Genomic DNA, 21,944 nt, shown 5'->3' on the forward strand with positions numbered 1-21,944 from the left:
GGGAATAGTCCCGGCGACATCAGATAAATACCGCCACAGCGGTTGAGACAAACGTTGTTTTCGCAGCGGGGCGATGGGCGGGCAGGCAGAGCGGGAAAGGCCGTCAGAAGGGGAGCGGTTGCCGCATTCCGTATCTTTCAGAATGCAACGTGGATGGCATTACTGAAAGGTGCCCAATAGCATTAGCGTAAAACTAAAACTTTCATCGCCCATAGGGCCCTCCTCGGTTTAAATATGGCACGGAGAGGGTAATGTGTTTTGCTAATAAAAAGCAATTGGCGGCGCGCGGTTTTTACGGTTGATATGTAACAGGGTGAATATTCATTTTTTAATTGCTATATTCAGAAAATAAAATAACCTATTTTGATGGCGGTAAATGTGCTGGAAATAAATCGCAGCGAAATAAAACGGCGCGCCTGAATACCGCGCGCGCCGTAACATTAATAAACATGCCTGCCGTTGATGCCGGCGGGGAAAATGCCGGTGGCGAAGAGATGCCCGTTGGCCTGGATCTGGTCGTCGGGCAGCATCTCCAGCGGAAACTCGGCCGCCAGGCAGCTGAGAAAGGCGTTGCGATCGTCGGTGGTGGTAAAGCCGATCAGATCGTAGAACAGCAGCGAAGCGATCAGTTGGCGATGTTCCGGGATGCGCCGCAGCAGCGCCGCCGACGGGAACGGCAGGTGGAAGAAGAACGCGCAGGCATTCAGCAGCCCCTGCTCCTTCAACGCCTGGGCGCAGGGCAGCAGCTGGTAGTCGTCGATACAGACGATGTCGCCCGGGCACAGGTGCTCGCAGGCGATATCGGCGAAACGGCAGTTCAACTGCCGGTAAGCGCGGTAGTTTTCCGGCGTGAAGTGCGCCTTCTCCGGCTGGTTGTGGAACACCGGCCACAGGCCGTCGTGGTAGTAGCCCTGATAGTGGCGGCGAAACTCCTCGATCGACAGCGGGAAGGTCACCTGATCGTAACCGGCGTCTTGACGGCAGTGGATCGGGCGCTGCGCGAAATTCTGCACGTCGCCGTTCCAGCCGAGCCACAGCCCCGGTTCGGCGTCGGCCGCCAACGTCCGGCCGGCGCAGGCCAGATCCTTGCCGTCGCATTGTTTGTTGGAAATCAGCACCAAACGAGACATCGGACTCTCCTTATTAGTGCAGGGCGCGCGGGGCGTGCACCGAACCATCGGCGCGCCAGGGCGCTTGCAGCGCGGGCAGCGTGACGCGCAGGCCGCGCAATGCCGGGTGCGCCAGGCAGCAGCGCGTCAGCCAACTTCCCAGCCCGACGCCGCGGTATTCGGCGCTGACGAACAGCTCACTCACCGAGGCGAAGGTGGCGTAATCGGTCACCATGCGGGCGAAGCCGAGCTGGTGGCGTTTGCGGTACAGGCCAAAGCACAGGCCGTGGCGCGCCAGGCGTTCCGCCGCCGCCCGATCCGGCAGGCTGAGGAAACGCTGGATCGCCTCGATATCCAACAACTGCCGATCGGTGCTGATATGAAAAACGCCTTTGCGCCAGCAGAGCAGCGGCTGTGCGGTGGCCCGTTGCGGTTGCATGTTCATGATTATCCTTAAGTTAACGAATCAGTGGACGGTTACAGCATCCAGCCGAGTTCGGCGGCGGTGACCTGTTCCTCGAAGCGGCGCAGTTCGGCGCTTTTGCAGGTGTGCCACAGGGTGCAGAACGCCGGGCCGAGCAGTTCGCGCAGCGGATCGCTGTGGCGGAACAGCGCCAGCGCCTCCTGCTGGCCGAGCGGCAAGGGCGCGGCGTTGTCGCTTTCGCAGCCGTTGGCGGCGGGCGGCAGCGGCAGCGGGTGTTCCAGCCCGTGCAGCAGGCCGCCGAGCATCACCGCCAGCGCCAGATAGGGGTTGGCGTCGGCGCCGGCCAGGCGGTATTCGATGCGCTGGTTGGCGCTGTCGGCGCAGGGCAGGCGCAGCGCCACCGTGCGATTGTTGTGGCCCCAGGAGGCGCGCAGCGGCACGTGCATGCCGGGGCGGAAGCGGCGAAACGCGTTGATGTTGGGCGCCAGGATCGCCATCGATGCCGGCATCAGCGCCAGCATGCCCGCCATCGCCTGCTGCATGTTGTCGCTCAGTTCACCCGGCGCGCCGGTCAGCAGGTTCTCGCCGTGCTCGTTCTGCAGGCTGATGTGAAAATGCAGCCCGCTGCCGGCGGCATGGGCGCAGGGCTTGGCCATAAAGCAGGCGTGCTGGTGATGTTGCTCGGCAATCTGCCGCGTCAGGCGCTTCAGCGCCATGATCTGGTCGCAGGCTTCCAGCACGCGCCGGCTGTGATGCAGGTTCAGCTCGTACTGGCCGGAAGCGGCTTCGGCCACCACGCCGGTCAGTGGCAGGCTTTGCAGCCGCGCGTGCCGTTCGATGTCGCTCAGCAGCGCATGGTGGCGCTCGGGGGCATCCACCGCGAAGCTCTGCGTCGGGCAGGCTTCCGCCTCGGCGGGGCGCTGCGGATCCTGCAGGTAGAACTCCAGCTCGGCCGCCACCACCGGGAAGCAGTTGCGCTCGTGCAGGCGCTTCAGCACCCGTTGCAGCACCACACGCGGCTCCAGCTCGCAGGCGTCGCCGTCGGCGTTTTGCATCGTCAGCAGCAGCTGGGCGTGGCGTTCGGGATCGCGCGCGCAGGGGCGCAGCGTGCCGGGCACCGGCAGGCACAGCCGATCCGGCTCGCCCGCCCTTTGCCCCAGCCCGCTTTCTTCAATCACCCGGCCGTGCAGATCCAGGGCGTAGATCGACAGCGGGAAGTAGCAGCCTTTTTCCAGGCCAAAGGCTTCGGCGACCGGCAGGCGCTTGCCGCGCAGCTGGCCGTTCAGATCGTGCAGATAAATATCCAGCTGTTCGGTATCCGGATAGCGCTGCAGGTAGTGTTCCAGCTCTTTGCGGAAGGTGCGCGTCGGCGAAGCGGGCAGCTCCGCCAGCAGAGGATTGAACCCGATAATATTAGAATGCATGGCGCGCTCCAGAATGAAGACCGGTCACGGCCAGAGGCAGGGATAAACGCATGAGACAACTCTCTTGTGAGGCCATAGCGGCGATGTGAAAAGGGTATCTGCGGCGGTAAAAACTGTCTGTAAAAACGCCGTAACGTTAACGGGGCGCGGAATAAAAATGCCGTAAAGAGCGCGGCGGGTTGGCCGGGTCGGCACGGTCTATACTGGCGAGACGGGCCGTAGAAAGAGGGATAACGATGAAGAGAATAGGGCTGCTTATAGCCGCGCTGGCCGCGTTCCACGCCACCGCGTCTTCCCCACAGGCGTGGGCCGAGAGCGAACGGGCGATGCGCGCCGCCTGCCTGAAAGCCAGCGGGCTAAAAAACGCCAGGGTGGAAGGGGAGATTATTCACTACGGTGATGACGTCGGCTATTCGGCGCTGTTTATCGGCGGGCTCTACCCACAGCCGTTTATGAAAAACCAGCCGGGCAGGGAGCTGTGCTTATATCAGCGCGCCACGCAGAAGGCGGCGGTGCAGGCGGTGGAAGGGAGCAACGCGTCTGCTCAACCTTGATGATTGATGAGGTAAATAAAAATACAGCCCACGGTGGTAACCATGGCCTCTACGAGCAAAAGTATAAAGTCCATTGCCAGCCACTTCTGTAGTTCAGGAGAGGCGGTTTTTTGCACGAAATCGTAGGTTTTCGCATCGAGCCAAACCTGATCCCTAATCTTGATTTTTTTCCTCTTCAGGATCCAAAGAAACCACTGTGCCTTCAATGAGGTACCTGGCATACCGAGGCCGTCGGCAAAGGCGACGTAGGGCGGAATAAAATGTCCGCTGCCGGCGTAACGCTGATAGAACGCGTCAAACTCTTTTTTATGGCGCCGGTAGCCAATGAACTGAATGAAGGCGCTTAAAACCAGCAGCGTTAGGCATAATATGACAAGGGTTTTCATTGAGTAGCCTGAATCACGATATTCTCGCTATCATCATAAAGATCAATGCCATGATGAAGAGCACGCCCTCCAGCGCCAAAAGCGTGCCGTTGTTTTTCATCCAGGTCTGCAAGCGTTCAGATGATGAAAGACGAACAAATTCATAGGTCTTGGCGGGAAGATATTGGTTTTTCTTCACCTTGATTTTCTTGCCGCAAAGGATCCATCTGAACCATTGGACTTTGATGGAAGTACCTAAAGAGCCAAGGCCATCGGCAATTGCGACGTGAGCAGGGACAAAGTGGCCCTGTTGGGTATAGCGTTGATAAAAAACATCAAACTCGCGTTTATAGCGACGAGAGTAAATATATTGAGCAAGCCAACAAACTAAGAGCAGCACGGCTGCAATAAGTGATGCTGTTTTCATAAGCCACCGGCTAAGGTTCAAGGGGCGTTATGCCTTGCTCAAAAAAGCAAAGATACACATCAACGCCAAACACCCCATTTTCAGCACGCTTAAGATGAAGTCTTTTCGAATCCAGCTCTTCAGATGTTGAGATGTGTTTTCATTCACGAATTCGTAGGTTTTAGGGCTCAGAAAAGCGTTTTTCCCTATCTTTATTTTTCTGCCATTCAATACCCAACGGAACCATTGTGCTTTGATAGACACACCGAGCAAACCAAGGTTATCCGCGAAGATGACAAATGGAGGTAATGGATGGGCGCTTTGCACATAACGTTGATAGAATTCAGAAAATTCGTTTTTATAGCGCCGATAGTAAAGGTACTGCACCAAGGCGCTAATCAATGTCAGAGTGAAGAACAGGACGATAGCGATTTTCATTATTCACCAAAAATGAAACCAGTAATGCTGTCGGCGGCTGCACCGCCACCCCAACTGCCAGCTGCGCCACCCAGAGCAGCGCCTGCTATACCACAAGCTAAAATACCGGTACCAAACGTGGAGGCGCCTAAGACGATACTGCAAGCCGTCATTGCTAACATCGCACCGCCTTCACCCCCAAAATCCCCGCCGCAGTACTTGCCGCAAAATGACTGTATTCCTTCACCGCGATCTTGGCGCACTCCTGTTCGCGACCGGTGGTGCAGGCGTTGTAGACGTCGTTGGTGGTATTCAGCCCACTCAATCCGATGCCGATCCAGCCGCCGGCTTTCATAAACTTGGCCGCCCGGCTGGCGCTGTCGACGTAGTTCGAATAACCCTTGATGGCGCCGACGCCAGCGGTGCTCCATTCATGCACCAGCGATTTACTGGAGAGCCCCAGCGCGTGTTTGATCTGCGCATACTCTTTCATATTGAGTTGAGCACGAGTAAGGCGATTCAGTAACGGTTTTAATGTACCGAACAGCCGCGCTCGTTCCACCTGAAACTGGGTGCCAATCAACGCGCCACTCGTGCGGAACTGATTTTGGTAGGTTTTTTCAATCTCGACCAGGATATTTTTGATCTGGCTGAAGTAGCGTTCTCCGGCATCCGAAGCCAGCCCGACGACCGTTTCCCCATAGCTGGTGAAGGCGGCGATAGCGGCGTAATTGCGGTGCAAGAAGGTGGAGAAATCGCTGTCACCGGCTTTCACCAGCTTTGCTGGTGCGGCTCTTGGCCTGCATCAGGGCGGCGATCTGCGTAGATTGATTATGATTGCGCGGATCGGCGACGATCAGCATTTGCCCCGGTTGAACCAGCGGCGTATCGGCATTGAGCTGCATAAAAAAACGTGCCGCTTCCGATGGCTTGCCACCGAACAGGTAGTTGGCGTGGAAGGCGAGCGGGCCGGTTTGTTGGGCGATGCAATAGCCCGGTGCGATGCTGCTGGACTTCTGTTCCATGTCGAAAAGCCTCCTTATTTTTAGGAAACTTAACATTTTCTACAGGGTGGTAACAGGTTCTGGCTCACGCTCTCGATCGGAGAATCATCTGAAAATGCTGGTGCCGCCTTACCCGCCACTCCCCGCCATCTCCCGTTCGATTACCGTCGCCAGCGCCTGCGCGGCGGAAGAGAGTTGGTGCTGCGCCAGGCGGATCAGGCCCACGCGCCGTTCGATGATCGGGCCGATCAGCGGCACGCACACCGCCCCCAGCTCATCCATCTGTTGCTCGCACAGCGCCGGCACCGCGCTGGCGCCGAGGCCGTTGGCCACCATGCGCCCGACCGTCACCAGCTGGTGGCTCTCAAACGCCACTTCCAGCGTTCGCCCGCTGCGGGCCAGTTCCTGCTCCAGCAGCAGCCGCACCGCCGATGGCCGCTGCAGGGTGATGAAATCCAGCGTTAGCAGCTCCTTCCAGCTCACCTGCGCCTTGCGCGCCAGCGCCGAATCCTTCGGCACCACCGCCAGAAAGCGATCGCGGCACAGCGGGGTGAAGTGCAGGGTGTCGCTCGGCTCCGGCTCGAAGGCGATGCCCATCTCCACCCGGCCTTCGCGGATCATTTCAAACACCTGTTCGTTGATGACGTCGTGCACCGCCACGTTGATGCCGGCATAGCGATCGCGAAACGCCTTGAGGATCGGCGGCAGCGGGTTGCCGGCGAACGACGGCATGGCGGCGATCGCCACCTTGCCCATCTGCAGGGTGAAGCGCTGACGCATCGCCTCTTCCGCGTTGTCCCAATCCGCCAGCAGCTGGCGCGCCATCGGGAAGAAGGTTTCGCCCTCCGGCGTCAGCGCCACCCTGCGGGTGGTGCGCAGCAGCAGCGGCCCGCCCAGCGCCTCCTCCAATCCACGGATCGCCAGGCTGAGCGCCGGCTGAGAAATATTCAGCCGCTCGCTGGCCTGGGCGAAATTCAGAGTGTGAGCTACCGCTAAAAACGCGCGTAACTGTTTGATGCTCATTTTCATTTTGGTTGGCGTTAACTCTTTGTTAATTGTCGGTTAACGAGTGATTAATAAAAATTCTAAATGAATGCGGCATAAAAACAAAATTAACAAATCATTTTTGTGACCTGAAGATGCCCTCACGCAAGCCAGGGCATTTCGCCCTGCGCCGCAACATGCAGGGGCAACGATATGGCAGGGCTCGACAAACGCGTCGGCAGCTACCAGGAAGCGCTGGCAGGCCTGACGGACAACATGACGGTGCTGGCGGGCGGCTTTGGCCTGTGCGGCATACCGGAAAACCTGATCGAAGAGATCCGCCGGCGCGGCGTGCGCGGCTTGACGGTGGTTTCCAACAACTGCGGCGTCGACGGGTTCGGCCTCGGGCGGCTGCTGGAAACCCATCAGATCCGCAAGGTGGTGGGATCTTACGTCGGTGAAAACGCGCTGTTCGAGCAGCAGGCGCTCAGCGGCGAGCTGGAGGTGGATCTCACGCCGCAGGGCACGCTGGCGGAGAAGATCCGCGCCGGCGGCGCCGGCATCCCGGCGTTCTTCACCGCCACCGGTTACGGCACGCCGATCGCCGAAGGCAAAGAGGTGCGCGAGTTCAACGGCCGCCCTTACATCATGGAAACCGCCATCACCGGCGATTTCGCCATCGTGAAAGGCTGGAAGGCCGATCACTTCGGCAACGTCATCTACCGCCACACCGCGCAGAACTTCAATCCGCTGATGGCGACCGCCGGGCGCATCACGGTGGTGGAAGTGGAAGAGATCGTCGCGCCGGGCGAGCTGGATCCGGCGGCGATCCACACCCCCGGCATTTATGTCGATCGGCTGATCCAGGGCACCTTCGAAAAGCGTATCGAACAACGCACCCTGCGGGCATAAGGAGAATTCGCATGCTTACCCGTGAACAAATGGCGCAGCGCGTGGCGCAAGAGCTGAGGGACGGTTACTACGTCAATCTGGGCATCGGCATCCCGACGCTGGTGGCCAACTACGTGCCGGCGGGCATGGACGTGATGCTGCAGTCGGAAAACGGCCTGCTGGGGATGGGCGAGTTCCCGACCGAGCAACAGCTGGACGCCGACATGATCAACGCCGGCAAGCAGACGGTCACCGCGCGCCTCGGCGCGTCTATTTTCGATTCGGCGCAGTCGTTCGCCATGATCCGCGGCGGCCATGTCGATCTGACCGTGCTGGGGGCGTTTGAAGTGGACGTCGAGGGCAACATCGCCTCGTGGATGATCCCCGGCAAGATGGTCAAGGGCATGGGCGGCGCGATGGATCTGGTGGCGGGGGCGGAGAACATCATCGTGGTGATGACCCACGCCGCGAAGGGCGGCGAGTCCAAGCTGCTGCCACGCTGCACGCTGCCGCTGACCGGCGCCAACTGTATACGCAAGGTATTGACCGATCTGGCCTACCTGGAAATTGAAGACGGCGCTTTCGTGCTGCGCGAACGCGCGCCGGGCGTCAGCGTGGCGGAGATTGTCGCCAAAACCGCCGGCCGGTTGATCGTGCCGGAGCAAGTGCCGGAAATGCGTTTCTGAAACGGGAGGTGAATGTGCAACAACGTGAAGTGGTGATCGTGGCGGCGACGCGCACGCCGGTCGGCAGTTTTCACGGCGCGCTGGCGCCGTTGACGGCGGTGGAACTGGGCGCGGCGGCGGTGCAGGGACTGCTGGCGCAAAGCGGCGTGGCTCCGCAGCAGATCGATGAAGTGATCCTCGGCCAGGTGCTGACCGCCGGCTGCGGGCAGAATCCGGCGCGCCAGACCGCGCTGAACGCCGGACTGCCGTTTACGACACCGGCGCTGACCATCAACAAGGTGTGCGGCTCCGGTTTGAAGGCGGTGCATCTGGCGGTGCAGGCGATCCGCAGCGGTGACGCCGACGCGGTGATCGCCGGCGGCCAGGAGAGCATGAGCCGGTCGCCTTACCTGATGACCGGCGCGCGCGCCGGCCTGCGCCTCGGTCACGCGCAGATGGTGGACAGCGTGATCCACGATGGCCTGTGGGACGCGTTCAACGACTATCACATGGGCATCACCGCCGAAAACCTGGCGGAGAAATACGCCATCAGCAGAGAAGAACAAGACAGGTTCGCGCTGCGCTCGCAGCAGAAGGCGCTGGCGGCGCAGCAGGCCGGGCGTTTCGCGCAGGAGATCACGCCGGTGACGGTGCCGCAGCCCAAGGGCGAAGCGCTGCGGGTAGAGCGCGACCAACAGCCACGCGACACCAGCCTGGAGGCGCTGGCGCGGCTGCGCCCGGCGTTTCGCAAAGAGGGCACGGTGACCGCCGGCAACGCCTCGTCGCTCAACGACGGCGCCGCCGTGGTGCTGCTGATGAGCGCGGAAAAAGCCGCCGCGCTGCGTTTGCCGGTGCTGGCGCGCATCGCCGGTTACGCCTCGTCGGGCGTCGATCCGGCGATCATGGGCATCGGCCCGGCGCCGGCCGCGCGCCGCTGCCTGGAAAAAGCCGGTTGGCGGCTGGAGGAGGTCGATCTGATCGAAGCCAACGAAGCCTTCGCCGCGCAGGCGCTGGCGGTGGGCAAAGAACTGGGCTGGGAGGCGGAGCGGGTGAACGTCAATGGCGGAGCGATCGCGCTGGGGCATCCGATCGGCGCATCCGGCTGCCGCATTTTGGTGTCGCTGCTGTACGAAATGCAGCGCCGCGAGGTGAACAAGGGGCTGGCGATGCTGTGCATCGGCGGCGGGCAGGGCGTGGCGCTGGCGGTAGAGCGCCCATAAACAACCGAGGAAGGCACGATGCAGTCATCTGACTATGCGGTACTGGGCGCCGGGCTGATGGGGGTGGGCATCGCCACCCACTTTATTCGCCACGGCCATGAGGTGCTGCTGTATGAACCGGATCCGCAGCGCCGGGCGGAAGCGTCGGCAGTGGCGAGCGGCATTCTGGCCGAGCTGAGCGACGTCGGGCAGTTTGATCGCGGCGAACGCGAAGCGGCGCTGGCGCGGCTGCGCGTGACCGGCGATCTGAACGCGGTAGCGCGCGCCCGGCTGCTTATCGAGGCGATCCCGGAACGGCTCGAGCTGAAGCACGCGCTGTATGAGCAGTTGGAAGGGCTGATCGCCGACGACGCGGTGATTGCCAGCAACACCAGCGGCCTGCCGCCGGACGAGCTGGCGGCGCGCATGACCCATCCGCAGCGGCTGCTGATCGCCCACTTTTGGCATCCGCCGCACCTGATCCCGCTGGTGGAGATCGTGCCCGGCAGCGCCACCGAGCCGCGCCATCTGGCGGCGGTGCAGGCGCTGCTCGGCGAGATGGCGCTGGAGGCGGTGCTGCTGGAACGCGCCGCGCCGGGGTTTGTCGGCAACCGGCTGCAGTTTGCGGTGCTGCGCGAGGCGCTGCATATCGTACACAGCGGCATCGCCAGCACCGAGGTGGTGGATCAGGTGATGCGCGCCTCGCTGGGGCGGCGCTATGCCATGGTTGGCCCGCTGGAGGCCGCCGACATGACCGGGCTCCCGACGGTAGCGGACATCGCCCGCCACCTGTTGCCGGAACTGGCGACCGGTGACGAGATGATGGCGCTGGTGGAACAGCGGCTGCAGCGCGGCGATACCGGCCAGCGCAGCGGCCGGGGATTTTATCTTTGGGATGAAGCGCGCAGGGAACGCATCCAACGGCGACGGGCGCATCAGCTGCGCTTTGCGCTGAAACCGTAATTTCGCACGCCGTACCTGACAATAACAACGATAGCGAGGTGCCTGATGAGCGTTTTGATTGCCCTGGCAGCACTGGGATTACTGATGCTGGCCGCCTACCGCGGCTACAGCGTGATTTTGTTCGCTCCGATCGCCGCGCTGGGCGCGGTGCTGTTGACCGACCCCGGCGCGGTGGCGCCGACCTTCACCGGGCTGTTTATGGAGAAGATGGTCGGCTTTGTGAAGCTCTACTTCCCGGTATTCCTGCTGGGGGCGGTATTCGGCAAGCTGATTGAGCTGTCCGGCTTCTCCCGTTCGATCGTCGCGGCGGCGATCCGCATTCTCGGCCGACGCCACGCCATTCCGGTGATCGTGCTGGTGTGCGCGCTGCTGACCTACGGCGGGGTGTCGCTGTTTGTAGTGGCGTTCGCGGTTTATCCGTTCGCCGCCGAGCTGTTCCGCCAGAGCGGCATCCCCAAGCGGCTGATCCCGGCCACCGTGGCGCTCGGCGCCTTCTCCTTCACCATGGACGCCTTGCCCGGCACGCCGCAGATCCAAAACATCATCCCGACCAGCTTCTTCGGCACCAACGCCTGGGCCGCGCCCTGGCTGGGGCTGATCGGCTCGCTGTTCATCATCGCGGTCGGTCTGCTGTATCTTGAACGCCAGCGGCGCAAGGCGCAGCTGAAGGGGGAGGGGTACGGCAGCGATCTGCTGAACGAGCCGGAAACCCCGGACGACATCAACCTGCCGAACCCGCTGATCGCCATCCTGCCGTTGATTCTGGTCGGGGTATTCAACCTTGCCTTCACCCATTGGATCCCGCAGTGGTACGGCGCCAGCCACGAGCTGACGCTGCCGGGGCTGGCCAAGCCGATCACCACCGATGTGGCGAAGATCACCGCCATTTGGGCGGTGGAAGCGGCGCTGGTGTCGGGGATTCTGCTGGTGGTGGCGTTCGGTTTTCGCAATATTCGCGGGCGGCTGGCGGAAGGCAGCAAGACGGCGGTCGGCGGCGCAATTCTGGCGGCGATGAACACCGCCTCCGAATACGGCTTCGGCGCGGTGATCGCCGCGCTGCCGGGCTTTTTGGTGCTGTCGCAGGCGCTGTCGGCGATCCCCAATCCGCTGCTGAACGAAGCGATCAGCGTCACCCTGCTGGCCGGCATCACCGGGTCGGCCTCCGGCGGCATGAGCATCGCGCTGGCGGCGATGGCCGATAACTTCGTGGCCGCCGCCCATGCCGCGCATATCCCGCTGGAGGTGCTGCACCGGGTGGCCTCGATGGCCAGCGGCGGCATGGACACCTTGCCGCACAACGGTGCGGTGATCACCCTGCTGGCCATCACCGGCCTCAGCCACCGGCAGGCCTATGGCGGCATCTTCGCCATCACCCTGATCAAGAGCGCCGCGGTGCTGTTTGTGATCGGTGTGTTCTACCTGACCGGCATTGTTTAAAGGAGCGATACCATGAGTGTACAAGGCAAAACCGCGCTGGTGACCGGCTCGACCAGCGGCATCGGCCTCGGAATAGCGTCCGTGTTGGCCGCCGCCGGCGCGCGCGTGATCCTCAACGGCTTTGGCGATGTGGAACCGGCGAAAGCGCAGGTTGCCCGGCAGGGCGCCACGCCGGGGTATCACGGCGCCGATCTCGGCGATGCGGCCCAGATAGCGGACATGATGCACTATGCCGAGCGCGAGTTCGGCGGCGTGGACATTCTGGTGAACAACGCCGGCATTCAGCACGTGGCGCCGCTGGATCAGTTCCCGGTAGAGAAATGGAACGCGATCCTCGCCATCAACCTGTCGGCGGTGTTCCACACCTGCCGGTTGGCGCTACCGGGCATGCGCGAACGCAACTGGGGGCGCATCATCAACGTGGCGTCGGTGCACGGGCTGGTGGCGTCGAAAGACAAGTCGGCTTATGTGGCGGCCAAGCACGGCGTGGTGGGGCTGACCAAGACGCTGGCGCTGGAAACCGCCCGCACGCCCGTCACCTGCAACGCCATCTGCCCCGGCTGGGTGCTGACGCCGCTGGTGCAGCAGCAGATCGACAAGCGCATTGCCGCCGGCATCGATCCGCAGCGGGCGCGCGATGAGCTGCTGGCGGAGAAGCAGCCATCGCAAGCGTTCGTCACGCCGGAGCAGCTCGGCGAACTGGCGCTGTTCCTGTGCAGCGACGCGGCGGCGCAGGTGCGCGGCGCCGCCTGGAACATGGACGGCGGTTGGCTGGCGCAGTAGTGAGGGCATTTCCCCGGAGCGCGCAACGTGCTCCGTCGTTATTTCCCGCCTTTAATTAATTCCATCGCGTGACGGTTTACCTGCGGCAATAATATTTATTTGTTATTTGCTATCTTTATTCCCGGATAATCACGCCGGGTTATTTTGGGTAAAAGATGCGGATTGGTTTATTTCGTGCTGCGGTTATTACATTATTTTTCTCCGTGTTACAGGTGAACACGTTTCTGCTGAAAATAAATCCAACCCGAAATAATGGCAGATTATGACGTGAATTTTTATATCTTGCGTGCGCTGTTCACATCGGGTAATTATTTCCGCGTGGCTTAAGACCACCGTGTTTATAACAATAATTTTTTTCGGGCAGGGGTAATAATGAGAAAGAATACAACGCCAATATTCATTGGCGGCGTCTTGCTGTCGGCGTTATCCGCCGGGGCACAGGCCGAGATCACCATTCTGGATAAAAACCCGCAGAGCAATGTGTTGCTGGCGCCGCTCAGTTTAAAGGTGGGCGGCAGCATTCGCCCCGAGTGGATCTTCAATAACGGCCCGGAGCCGGGTTACTACAAAAACGGTCACGACGGCGGCACGCGTTTTCGCTTCAGCGGCGACTATGCGCTGACGCAGGACACCTCGATCATCGGCTATTACGAGTGGGGCGTCGATCTGGCGCACGCGCTCAGCTGGGACGGGCACTACAATGAGGACGGCAAACGCGACTATCAGCGCCAGCTGTACGCCGGTTTTAAAGACGATCGTTACGGCACCCTGACCTACGGCCATCAATACGGCATCTATTATTCCGTGGTCGGCATCAAAAGCGACGTCTGGGATAACGATGGCCACGCGGGCGGCACCGGCATCGGTATTTCCGGTGACTACGACGGCGGCAATAAACCGAAAAACAGCATCAAGTACACCAATGATTTTGGGCCGGTGACGCTGTACGCCAACTATTTATTGCCGGAAGACGATCTGCACACCGCGGATAACCTGATTTACCGCCGCAAGGGCGGTGGCGGGCTGGGCTTCGATTATAAGGTGACGAAGGATTTCACCTTCAGCGCCGCCTACAGTTATACCGACGCGAAGATCAAAGATAATCTGTACAACGAAAAGGATTATCACCAGCAGCTGTCCGGCACCGCGTTGACCTGGCAGCCGAACAGCTGGTACATCGTCGGCACCGCCAGCTACTACAAAGATTATGTGCCGAGCACCCGCCAGCGCACGCTGTCGCACTTCTTCGCCGGTGACGGCTACGGGCTGGAAGGCTTCGTCGGTTACACCTTCAATATCGATAAGCCGTTCCTCAAATCCGTTCAGCCTTACGTCGCGGCGGACTCGCTGCGGCTGAAAGGAGACGAGGCGTATCACGCCAACCACGTCTACCTCGGCGCGGGCACCACCATCGGCTACGGTCTGTCGGTGTATGTGGAGCGCACGCTGGCCAACAGCAGCGACAACGAGCCGGATTCCACCTGGATAACGGTGTTCTACGACTTCTGATCCGCCTCTTGCCGGGCCGGCGCGGGCGCCGGCCGTTCACATGCTGATCGCGCCGCCCGGAGATTGCCCGGCGGCGTTGCGTTCCGCCAGGTAGCGCGCCGGCGGTTTGCCCACCGCCTTTCTGAACATGGTGACGAAGCCGCTGGCGCTTTCGTAACCCAGATCCAGCGCCACCGTCTGTACGCTCTCGCCCTGCGTCAAGCGCTGCAGCGCCAGCATCACGTGCAGCTGACGCCGCCAGTGGCCGAAGCTCATGCCCATCTGCTGTTGCAGCGTGCGGCTAAGGGAGCGCTCGCTCATGCCGATGCGCTGCGCCCACTGGCCGAGGGTGGATTTGTCCGCCGGGCAGCTCAGCATGCCTTCGGTCAACTGCCGGATGCGCGCGTCGTCGGATACCGGCAGATGCAGATTCTCGATCGGCGCGGCCACCAGCTGATCCAGTAACACCGCCGTCAGGCGCCCTTCGGCGCCCTGTTCGTCGTAGAGCGGTTCGAAGGTGGTGGCCTGGAGCAGCAGTTCGCGCAGCAGCGGCGAGACCGACAGCGTGCAGCAACTCTGCGGCAAGCCGGCGACGACGTGTTGATCGACGAACAGGCAGTAAGCCTCGCTCGAGCCGGCGCCCTGGGCGTTGTGCAACATGTTGCCCGGCATCCACAGCGCGCACTGCGGCGGCACCAGCCACAGGCCGTTTTCCACTTCGCAGCGGATCATGCCGCGCACGGTATAGATCAGCTGCGCCTTTTGATGACGGTGCGGCTCGACTTCCCAGTCCTGCTCGATGGTGGAACTCTGCACGGCGAACAGCGGGCGCGGCACCTGATCGATATCGAGATTGCGGCGAGGGATCTGGACTTTCATGAGAACAATTCTCAATTTGGCGTAATTGAAAAGTATTATGTCCTGATTGCGCAATGTGGTCTAGCGCCGGTGCCGATAAAGTAAGCGCCAGTCCTAAACCCTTTCGCGAGGAAACTGATTATGTCACTCGATACCGCCGATTTTCCGCTGGTGTGGATGCGCCGAAACGGGCGCGATACCCAGGCCGAGCTGGCTGAATTCAGCGCGCTGCTGGCGCGCGCCGAGCCTTTTGTCCTGATGACCGATCGCAGCGTCGGCGATGAAGGAGAAGAACATGACCGCGATGCTCGCACTCAGGTGGCGCTGTGGAAGCGCGATAACCGCGCGGCGCTGAAGCGGTGGGCGAAAGGCATGGTCATGCTGGAACCGGACGACGCCAAACGCGCGGCGGCGGAAGCATTCGCCGAATACGGCGCCAAATTCTGGGGCTATCCGATACTGGTGGCCGCCGATGAAGCCGCAGGGCGGGTATTGGCGCAGACGTTATTGTTAAAATAAGGGGAACACCATGCACCAGCAACAGGTGATTGAACAGCTGCTGGCCTGGATCGAGCAGAGCCTGGATCAGCCGCTGACGCTGGACGACATCGCCGCCAGGTCCGGCTACTCCAAGTGGCATTTGCAGCGGATGTTCAAGCAGCATACCGGCCATATTCTCGGCACCTACGCGCGCCGCAGAAGGCTGACCGCCGCCGCGCGTGAACTGCGCCTGACCGGCACCAGCGTGGCCTGCATCGCCGATACGTACCAGTTCGATTCGCAGCAGACCTTCACCCGCTGCTTCCGCAAGCAGTTCGGTCTGCCGCCGGCCAGCTATCGTCGCAGCCAGGATTGGTCGAGCTATGGCCTGCAGCCGCCGCTGCGCCTGACCGAAGCGCCATTGCCGCAGGCCGATATCGTGACGCTGCCCGCCATGCAGTTGGTGGGCAACACGCAACGTCGCAGCTTTACGCTGGGGCAGTTGGCGGCTTCCAAATGCGAGCTGCGTCGCCATGCCTGGCGGCAACTGCTGCGGCCGCAGACGCTGCCCGAAGTGATGTATGGCCTTACCAGCCTGGAGGTCGACCGGCAGCGTCGGGGCTGCCCGCGCATGGCGTATACCGCCGCTTTGCCGGACGAAGGGGCGGTGGGGGAACGGGTGACCATCGAACAGGGGGAATACGCCCGTTTCACCTATCAGGGGCAGGCGGAAGGGTTACAAAACTTTATTGTCCGGCTGTATGACACCGCCATGCCGCTGATGAACGCCATCCGCCGGCCGGGGCAGGATATCGAGCGGTTCTACCCGGCGCAGGAGGGCAGTTGCCCGCTTGGCGGCGCGGCGATCCGCTGTGAATATCTGATCCCCATTCGGCGGGCGGAGGCGTTGGCCGCCGCCAGTTAGGCGGCGGTTCTCGCAGAAAATCGCCTTCGTGGCGCGTCAGGTTACAAAAAATTGCGATATTACATCGGTAATGGTTCACACTTTGATTGATGTGCACATATAATGCGCATCCGGTCAAATCCCCCCTGGTTTTTCAGGCCGCAGCGCCGTTGGCTGCCGGCTGAAATTCAACGGGGCAAAGTGGCCGTAGAAACCAATACCCATAATCGCCAGTGGCCTTGACCAACACGAAGATGAAAATGAGCATTCGCGCGTTATTAACCCTGTTTACGGCACTGGTTGCATTCAGCCAGGCTGCCTTCGCCGTCGTCTACCCGCTGCCGCCAAAAGACAGCCGTTTGGTGGGCGAAAATATCCAAATCACCGTACCGGAAGACAGCAAACTGCCGCTGGAGAGCTTCGCCGCCCAGTATCAGATGGGGCTGAGCAACATGCTGGAGGCCAACCCGGGCGTGGATCCGTTCCTGCCGAAGGCCGGCAGCACCCTGACCATCCCGCAACAGCTGATCCTGCCGGACGCGCCGCGTGAAGGCATCATCATCAACAGCGCCGAAATGCGTCTGTACTACTACCCGAAAGGTTCCAACACCGTGGTGGTGCTACCGATCGGCATCGGCCAGCTGGGTAAAGACACCCCGCTGAACTGGACCACCACCGTGCAGCGCAAGAAAGACGGCCCAACCTGGACGCCGACCGCCAAAATGCGCGCCGAATACGCGGCTGACGGCGAGATCCTGCCTGCGGTGTTCCCGGCCGGCCCGGATAACCCGATGGGGCTGTATGCGCTGTATGTCGGCCGTCTGTATGCCATTCACGGCACCAACGCCAACTTCGGCATCGGCCTGCGCGTGAGCCACGGCTGCGTGCGCCTGCGTGCCGACGACATCAAGTACCTGTTCCAGAACGTGCCGGTCGGCACCCGCGTGCAGTTCATCAACGAACCGATGAAGGCCACCGTCGAACCGGACGGCTCGCGCTACGTGGAAGTGCACAACCCGCTGTCGGCCAACGAAGAGCAGCTGCAATCCAAGGATCCGGTGCCGCTGACCATTTCCGCGCCGGTCGGCAAAGTGCTGATGGACGCCGGCGTCAACCAGAGCGAAGTGGACGCGGCGATCAAGGCCCGTTCCGGCATGCCGGTGAAAGTGAACTGATTGCCCAGAGCTTCAGTGAACGCGATAAAAAAGACGCCTGCGGGCGTCTTTTTTTATGAACCGAAGTGCTGTCAGGATATTTGCGCCGGGCGCGTCTGCGGGATTAACGGTTTTTTTATTCCCCGCGCGTCAGAAATAAAATAGCCGCCGCGCCGGCGGCCATTTTATTTCTATTACAGGCTGCCGCCGACCGAGGTCGAGGTGGAGCCGATCGTCTCGCGGAAATGTTTCGCGTAGTCGGCCACTTCCTGCTGCGTATGCGTCAGGCCATAAAGACCCAGCCCCACACCGCCTGCAACGCCGCCGATGATGGTGCCGACCAATTGGCCGACCGCGCCGGCAATAAAGCCGCCTGCGCCTGCGGATTTGCCTGCGATCAGCGCGCCGGTCATGGCGCCGTCCAACAGCCCATCCCAGGCCGCGTTCAGATCGCCACCGCTAACGTACTGTTCTTCATATTGACTAAGTACTTTCATATACAATCCTTATAAATAAAAGGGTGACTTAGTGGGTTTAATTAAATTCTAAAATAACGCTGTAGCGCTATTTCACTTTAAAAATATAACAGCTGATATTTGATTGGCAATATTCTATTCAATGACGGGTATTATTTGGTTAAATATAGGTGCATTCATTTTTGACGAGTGTTTTAAAGAGGGGGATTGGGAATGTTCTTGGGAAAAATAGCAGATATCGCTGGAAGGTGAGAGGCAAAGCCGCCGCCGGTGGGCGCAGCTTGTCACTATTTTCACATTTATTGTCTCGTCATCCGCACGGCGTTAGGCCCACATTGCAATTATTCCGATAAAAACTATCGCTAATTAATGGGTTATATAGCCCTTGCCGTCGTCAGTCATTGAAAAAATTCTCGCAAAAAATCCGCACTGTGAAAATAAGATCACACAAGCGTAACAAAAGGTAAACAAACCCCTCCTATATTGGCTGCTTCGCTTTTGTGAGGGAGTGTCATGCGTAACTGGAACGAACCGAAAAAGAACAAAGCGCACATCGAACTGATCCCGATGATCGACGTGATGATGTTTTTATTGGTGTTTTTCGTCTTGATCAGCCTGAACGTCATTCCGGCGCTCGGGTTGAAAACGCAGCTGCCGTCCGCCGGCAGCGCGCAACAGCTGAAACCGCAGAAGAAAGCGATTATCACGCTGGGGGCCGACGAACAGCTGCAGCTGGATGGCCAGCCGATCGCGCTCGACGCGTTGGTCACGACGCTCAAGCAACAGCAGCAGGCCAACCAGACCACCACCATCATCGTCAACAGCGACAAAGGCGTGGCGGTCGAGCGGCTGGTGGCGGTCATGGATAACCTGCGCCAGGGCGGTTTCTTCTCCGTCTCCATCGCGACACGGAAGCTGTGACATGTATCTGCTCTATCGCTCACGTCATCTTTTCAGCTGGTTGCCGGCGCTGATTGTCGCCGGCTGCCTGCTATTCGCCAGCCAGCAGGCGGCGCTGAAGATCCAGCCGCGCTACGACGAAACCGCCATCGAACTGGCGCTGGTGGAGCCTGAACCGGCGCCTGAACCTCAACCGCAAACGCCGCCGGACCCCCAGCCCGAACCGCCGCCGCCCGAGCCGGAGCCGATCCCCGAACCGGTGGTGCCGGCGCCGGAACCGATCGTGGAAGCCAAGCCGGTGCCGAAACCGCAACCGAAGCCCAAACCCAAGCCGGTGAAAGAGAAAGCCAAACCGGTGGAAAAGCCTAAACCGACGCCGGCGCCCGCCGCGCCGCGCACGCCGGTCAGTAAACCGGCGGCGCAACCCGCACCGGCCGCCCCGGCGGCGCCGAAGGTGAATGCGCAGGCGATTGAAAACGGCTATCTGCTGGCCTTGCGCCGCGAACTGGAACAGCGCAAGCGCTACCCGACCGGCCGTCAGGCCTCCCTCGAGCGCCCGCAGGGCAACGTCGAGGTATGGCTGGAGGTCGATCGCAGCGGGCGGGTGGTCTCTTCCGGCATCGCCAACAAAGCCGCCAGCATGCTGCTGAATCGCGCGGCGATGAGCAGCCTGCAAAGCATCAGTTCAGTGAAGCCATTCCCGAGCGACGCGTTCGCCGGGCAAACAACCAAAAGATTTACCGCGACGTTCAATTATCAGGCGCCTTAGCGCAAGGGTTAATCGTTTGATTTTTAAGGGATGCACACCATGAAATCGTTCAATCGTTCTGGGATCTATCTGGCGGTGATGTCGGCGATGCTGCCGGGCGCCGCGCTGGCGGCCGACGCCACCGATGTCGGCACCATCAGCGTCAAGGGGCAGTCGCTCGGCGGCGGCATGATGGTGCAGGACGACAGCGCCAAAGCGCGCTCCACCGTCACCAAAGAGGCGATGGATAAAATGCCGTCGGCGGCCAACGCCATCGACAAGCTGAAGTTCACGCCGGGCCTCAACGTCAACAGCAATGACGCCAGCGGCCTGAGCGGCGTGGACTACACCATGCGCGGCATGAACTCGGATCAGATCGGCCTGTCGATGGACGGCATCCCGATCAACGACTCCGGCAACTACGCGGTCTACCCGAACCTGCTGGGCGATGCGGAGAACCTGGAGGAGGTGTTCGTCACCCAGGGCTCCTCCGAAGCGGACGGCCCGCACATCGGCTCCAGCGGCGGCAACATCGGTCTGGTGACGCGCCGCCCGGCGAAAGACTTCGGCGGTTTCGTCAAGCAAACGCTGGGCAGCAACAGCCTGAGCAAAACCTTCGCCCGCCTGGACACCGGCGAGTACAACGGCTTCAGCAACTGGCTCTCCTATTCGCACACCGAGGCGAAGAAGTGGCGCGGCGAGGGGCGGCTGTACTCCGACAAGTTCGAGATGAACTCGCTGTATGAAGACGGCAACGGCAACAGCAGCAATCTGGTGATGAAGTACAACCGCCAAAACAACACCAACTACAACACCCTGAGCAAGGCGCAGTTCCAAAACGACGGCCGCGACACCGACTATGCCACCACGCCGGAGTACAACAGCCGCGGACAGTTGAACAAGTATTACAAGCTTGAGCGCAACCCGTTCGAGAACTTCACGCTGTCGTTCACCCAGAAGCTGCAGCTGCGTGACAACCTGTCGCTGACCCTGCAACCGTATTACTACTGGGGCAACGGCGGCAGCTTCAACGGCCAGACCGCGTCGGTATTGTCCAGCACGTCGGACAGGGCAGGGCAATACGATCTCAGCAACCTGAAATCCAACACCTACTACCGCCCGTCGTGGACGCAGACCTGGCGGCCGGGCATCACCACCAAGCTGAAGTGGGACATCAACGATCAGCACAGTCTGGATATCGGTTACTGGTATGAGCGCGCGCGCCAGCTGCAGACCCAGCCGTTCATCAGCATCAAGGGCGACGGCAACCCGTCGCAGATTTGGGGGCCGCCGGGCGGTTCCGATCAGGTGAAGGACGCCAACGGCAACACCGTTCAGGGGCGCAACCAGTACACCATCACCCCGGCGCAGAAGGTGTGGCTGCAGGATACCTGGTTCGCCACGCCGGACTGGACCTTCGTCGGCGGCCTGGCCTATCAGTACGTGGAACGTAAAGGGGACAATCGCGGCAGCCTGTACAACGCGCCGGAGAAACGCAAAGCCACCTATCACGAATTCCTGCCGAACTTCAGCGCCAGCTATAAGGTGAATCAGGAAAACCAGGTGTTCTACAACCTGACGCGCAACATGCGCACGCCGCCGAACTATGTGCTGTACAACGTCGGCGATTCGCTAAGCACCAAGCCGGAGCTGAGCTGGAACCACGAGCTGGGCTGGCGCTTCCAACAGGAAGACATGCTGCTGAGCGCCACGCTGTTCTACATGCGCTACAGCGACCGCCAGATCTCCACCACCAACGCGGCCGGCGACTACGAGATGATGAACATCGGCAACGTGGAGAACAAAGGGCTGGAGCTGGAGTGGAGCGGCCAACTGCCGCATAACTTCAACTACTACACCTCCTATACCTATACCCAATCGAAGCAGAAGAGCGACATCGTCAGCAACGGCGGGTTGCCGCTGCCGACCTCCGGCAAAGAGGTGCCGAACGTGCCGAAAAACCTGCTGAACATGACGCTGGGTTATGACGACGGCCTGTACTACGGCAGCGTCAGCGGCAAGTACGTCAGCGCGTTCTATGGCGATCTGACCAACGACGAGAAGATCGGCGGGCGCACGGTGTTCGATCTGGCGGCGGGGGTGCATCTGCCGGTGGACAAGAAAATCGTCAAAAGCGCCGCGCTGCGTTTTGGCATCAGCAACCTGTTTGACAAGGAATACCTGACCTCGGTGCGCACCACCACCTTCAACGCGGCGCCCTACGGCGGCGTGAAGGCCAGCACCCCGTATTACAACGTCGGCGAAGAACGCACCTTCAGCGTCTCGCTGGAAGCCACCTTTTAACTGAATG

Annotated in this window: 22 protein-coding genes and 2 pseudogenes; 14 read left to right on the forward strand and 10 right to left on the reverse strand. The window is 60.8% G+C overall.

Annotated elements, in window-relative coordinates; translation table 11 throughout:
• Positions 1 to 440: 440 nt before the first annotated feature.
• From J9788_RS15545 to J9788_RS15555, 3 genes are read right to left on the reverse strand one after another with little or no spacing between them, the layout of a single operon-like run.
• The gene (locus tag J9788_RS15545) at positions 441 to 1,130 is read right to left on the reverse strand and encodes a trehalose-6-phosphate synthase (RefSeq protein ID WP_182265228.1); all 690 of its coding nucleotides are present in this window, start codon (positions 1,128 to 1,130) and stop codon (positions 441 to 443) included.
• Between the two features lie 13 nt (positions 1,131 to 1,143).
• Positions 1,144 to 1,554: a GNAT family N-acetyltransferase gene (locus J9788_RS15550; RefSeq protein WP_182265229.1), complete on the reverse strand. Its 411-nt coding sequence runs from the start codon at positions 1,552 to 1,554 to the stop codon at positions 1,144 to 1,146.
• 32 nt (positions 1,555 to 1,586) lie between these two features.
• On the reverse strand, positions 1,587 to 2,957 hold the full coding sequence (locus J9788_RS15555) for a glutamine synthetase family protein (RefSeq protein WP_182265230.1): 1,371 nt from the start codon (positions 2,955 to 2,957) through the stop codon (positions 1,587 to 1,589).
• 236 nt (positions 2,958 to 3,193) lie between these two features.
• Here J9788_RS15555 and J9788_RS15560 point away from each other — a divergent pair, with 236 nt between their 5' ends.
• Positions 3,194 to 3,511: a hypothetical protein gene (locus J9788_RS15560; RefSeq protein ID WP_182265231.1), complete on the forward strand. Its 318-nt coding sequence runs from the start codon at positions 3,194 to 3,196 to the stop codon at positions 3,509 to 3,511.
• On the opposite strand, the gene J9788_RS15565 is transcribed toward J9788_RS15560, so the two are convergent.
• The 5 genes and pseudogenes from J9788_RS15565 to J9788_RS15585 form a co-directional block, all read right to left on the reverse strand.
• Positions 3,502 to 3,897 carry a hypothetical protein gene (locus tag J9788_RS15565; RefSeq protein WP_046898031.1) on the reverse strand — a complete coding sequence of 132 codons (396 nt, stop codon included), beginning with the start codon at positions 3,895 to 3,897 and terminating at the stop codon, positions 3,502 to 3,504. The two genes, J9788_RS15560 and J9788_RS15565, sit on opposite strands and share 10 nt — an antisense overlap.
• Positions 3,898 to 3,910: 13 nt before the next feature.
• Positions 3,911 to 4,303, reverse strand: a complete 393-nt coding sequence (locus J9788_RS15570) for a hypothetical protein (RefSeq protein ID WP_046898032.1) — start codon at positions 4,301 to 4,303, stop codon at positions 3,911 to 3,913.
• Positions 4,304 to 4,330: 27 nt separating this feature from the next.
• Positions 4,331 to 4,720: a hypothetical protein gene (locus J9788_RS15575; protein WP_046898033.1), complete on the reverse strand. Its 390-nt coding sequence runs from the start codon at positions 4,718 to 4,720 to the stop codon at positions 4,331 to 4,333.
• Positions 4,720 to 5,724, reverse strand: a pseudogene (locus J9788_RS15580) (hypothetical protein). Before J9788_RS15580 ends, J9788_RS15575 begins: the two are co-directional and overlap by 1 nt.
• A gap of 108 nt (positions 5,725 to 5,832) precedes the next feature.
• Positions 5,833 to 6,732 carry a LysR family transcriptional regulator gene (locus J9788_RS15585; RefSeq protein ID WP_182265232.1) on the reverse strand — a complete coding sequence of 300 codons (900 nt, stop codon included), beginning with the start codon at positions 6,730 to 6,732 and terminating at the stop codon, positions 5,833 to 5,835.
• Between the two features lie 168 nt (positions 6,733 to 6,900).
• On the opposite strand from J9788_RS15585, the gene J9788_RS15590 reads away from it, so the two are divergent.
• From J9788_RS15590 to J9788_RS15620, 7 genes are all read left to right on the forward strand, one after another.
• Complete coding sequence (locus J9788_RS15590; protein WP_004933280.1) at positions 6,901 to 7,599, forward strand: CoA transferase subunit A; 699 nt, start codon at positions 6,901 to 6,903, stop codon at positions 7,597 to 7,599.
• A gap of 11 nt (positions 7,600 to 7,610) precedes the next feature.
• Positions 7,611 to 8,264: a CoA transferase subunit B gene (locus J9788_RS15595; RefSeq protein ID WP_025305151.1), complete on the forward strand. Its 654-nt coding sequence runs from the start codon at positions 7,611 to 7,613 to the stop codon at positions 8,262 to 8,264.
• A gap of 14 nt (positions 8,265 to 8,278) precedes the next feature.
• Positions 8,279 to 9,463: an acetyl-CoA C-acetyltransferase gene (locus tag J9788_RS15600; RefSeq protein ID WP_046898192.1), complete on the forward strand. Its 1,185-nt coding sequence runs from the start codon at positions 8,279 to 8,281 to the stop codon at positions 9,461 to 9,463.
• Between the two features lie 18 nt (positions 9,464 to 9,481).
• Positions 9,482 to 10,405: a 3-hydroxyacyl-CoA dehydrogenase family protein gene (locus J9788_RS15605; RefSeq protein ID WP_182265233.1), complete on the forward strand. Its 924-nt coding sequence runs from the start codon at positions 9,482 to 9,484 to the stop codon at positions 10,403 to 10,405.
• Positions 10,406 to 10,447: 42 nt separating this feature from the next.
• Positions 10,448 to 11,842 (forward strand): GntP family permease, encoded by a 1,395-nt coding sequence (locus J9788_RS15610; protein ID WP_200900520.1) that lies wholly within the window; start codon positions 10,448 to 10,450, stop codon positions 11,840 to 11,842.
• Positions 11,843 to 11,854: 12 nt separating this feature from the next.
• Positions 11,855 to 12,625, forward strand: coding sequence for a 3-hydroxybutyrate dehydrogenase (locus tag J9788_RS15615; RefSeq protein WP_046898037.1), 771 nt, complete (start codon positions 11,855 to 11,857; stop codon positions 12,623 to 12,625).
• Positions 12,626 to 12,997: 372 nt separating this feature from the next.
• Positions 12,998 to 14,134 carry a porin gene (locus tag J9788_RS15620; RefSeq protein WP_182265234.1) on the forward strand — a complete coding sequence of 379 codons (1,137 nt, stop codon included), beginning with the start codon at positions 12,998 to 13,000 and terminating at the stop codon, positions 14,132 to 14,134.
• A gap of 36 nt (positions 14,135 to 14,170) precedes the next feature.
• On the opposite strand, the gene J9788_RS15625 is transcribed toward J9788_RS15620, so the two are convergent.
• A complete protein-coding gene (locus J9788_RS15625) occupies positions 14,171 to 14,992 on the reverse strand; it encodes a helix-turn-helix transcriptional regulator (RefSeq protein ID WP_182265235.1) in 822 nt (273 codons plus the stop codon).
• Positions 14,993 to 15,112: 120 nt separating this feature from the next.
• Here J9788_RS15625 and J9788_RS15630 point away from each other — a divergent pair, with 120 nt between their 5' ends.
• The 3 genes and pseudogenes from J9788_RS15630 to J9788_RS15640 form a co-directional block, all read left to right on the forward strand.
• A complete protein-coding gene (locus tag J9788_RS15630; RefSeq protein ID WP_046898040.1) occupies positions 15,113 to 15,490 on the forward strand; it encodes a hypothetical protein in 378 nt (125 codons plus the stop codon).
• Positions 15,491 to 15,500: 10 nt separating this feature from the next.
• On the forward strand, positions 15,501 to 16,376 hold the full coding sequence (locus J9788_RS15635) for a helix-turn-helix domain-containing protein (protein WP_182265236.1): 876 nt from the start codon (positions 15,501 to 15,503) through the stop codon (positions 16,374 to 16,376).
• A gap of 233 nt (positions 16,377 to 16,609) precedes the next feature.
• A pseudogene (locus tag J9788_RS15640) lies at positions 16,610 to 17,527 on the forward strand (L,D-transpeptidase family protein); the annotation flags it as partial.
• A gap of 176 nt (positions 17,528 to 17,703) precedes the next feature.
• Here J9788_RS15640 and J9788_RS15645 read toward each other — a convergent pair.
• Entirely contained in the window at positions 17,704 to 18,006 is a 303-nt protein-coding gene (locus J9788_RS15645; protein ID WP_004933246.1) for a hypothetical protein, read from the reverse strand.
• A 492-nt stretch (positions 18,007 to 18,498) separates the two neighbouring features.
• Between J9788_RS15645 and J9788_RS15650 the strand changes: the two genes are divergently transcribed.
• The 3 genes from J9788_RS15650 to J9788_RS15660 are packed head-to-tail and all read left to right on the forward strand — an operon-like array spanning position 18,499 to position 21,937.
• Positions 18,499 to 18,906, forward strand: coding sequence for a biopolymer transporter ExbD (locus tag J9788_RS15650; RefSeq protein WP_021504179.1), 408 nt, complete (start codon positions 18,499 to 18,501; stop codon positions 18,904 to 18,906).
• A 1-nt stretch (position 18,907) separates the two neighbouring features.
• Positions 18,908 to 19,654: an energy transducer TonB gene (locus J9788_RS15655; protein ID WP_046898042.1), complete on the forward strand. Its 747-nt coding sequence runs from the start codon at positions 18,908 to 18,910 to the stop codon at positions 19,652 to 19,654.
• A 39-nt stretch (positions 19,655 to 19,693) separates the two neighbouring features.
• Positions 19,694 to 21,937, forward strand: coding sequence for a TonB-dependent receptor (locus tag J9788_RS15660; protein ID WP_182265237.1), 2,244 nt, complete (start codon positions 19,694 to 19,696; stop codon positions 21,935 to 21,937).
• Positions 21,938 to 21,944 lie beyond the last annotated feature (7 nt).

This window comes from Serratia sp. X10, from assembly GCF_017811775.1.
GTDB classification, from domain to species: domain Bacteria; phylum Pseudomonadota; class Gammaproteobacteria; order Enterobacterales; family Enterobacteriaceae; genus Serratia; species Serratia ureilytica.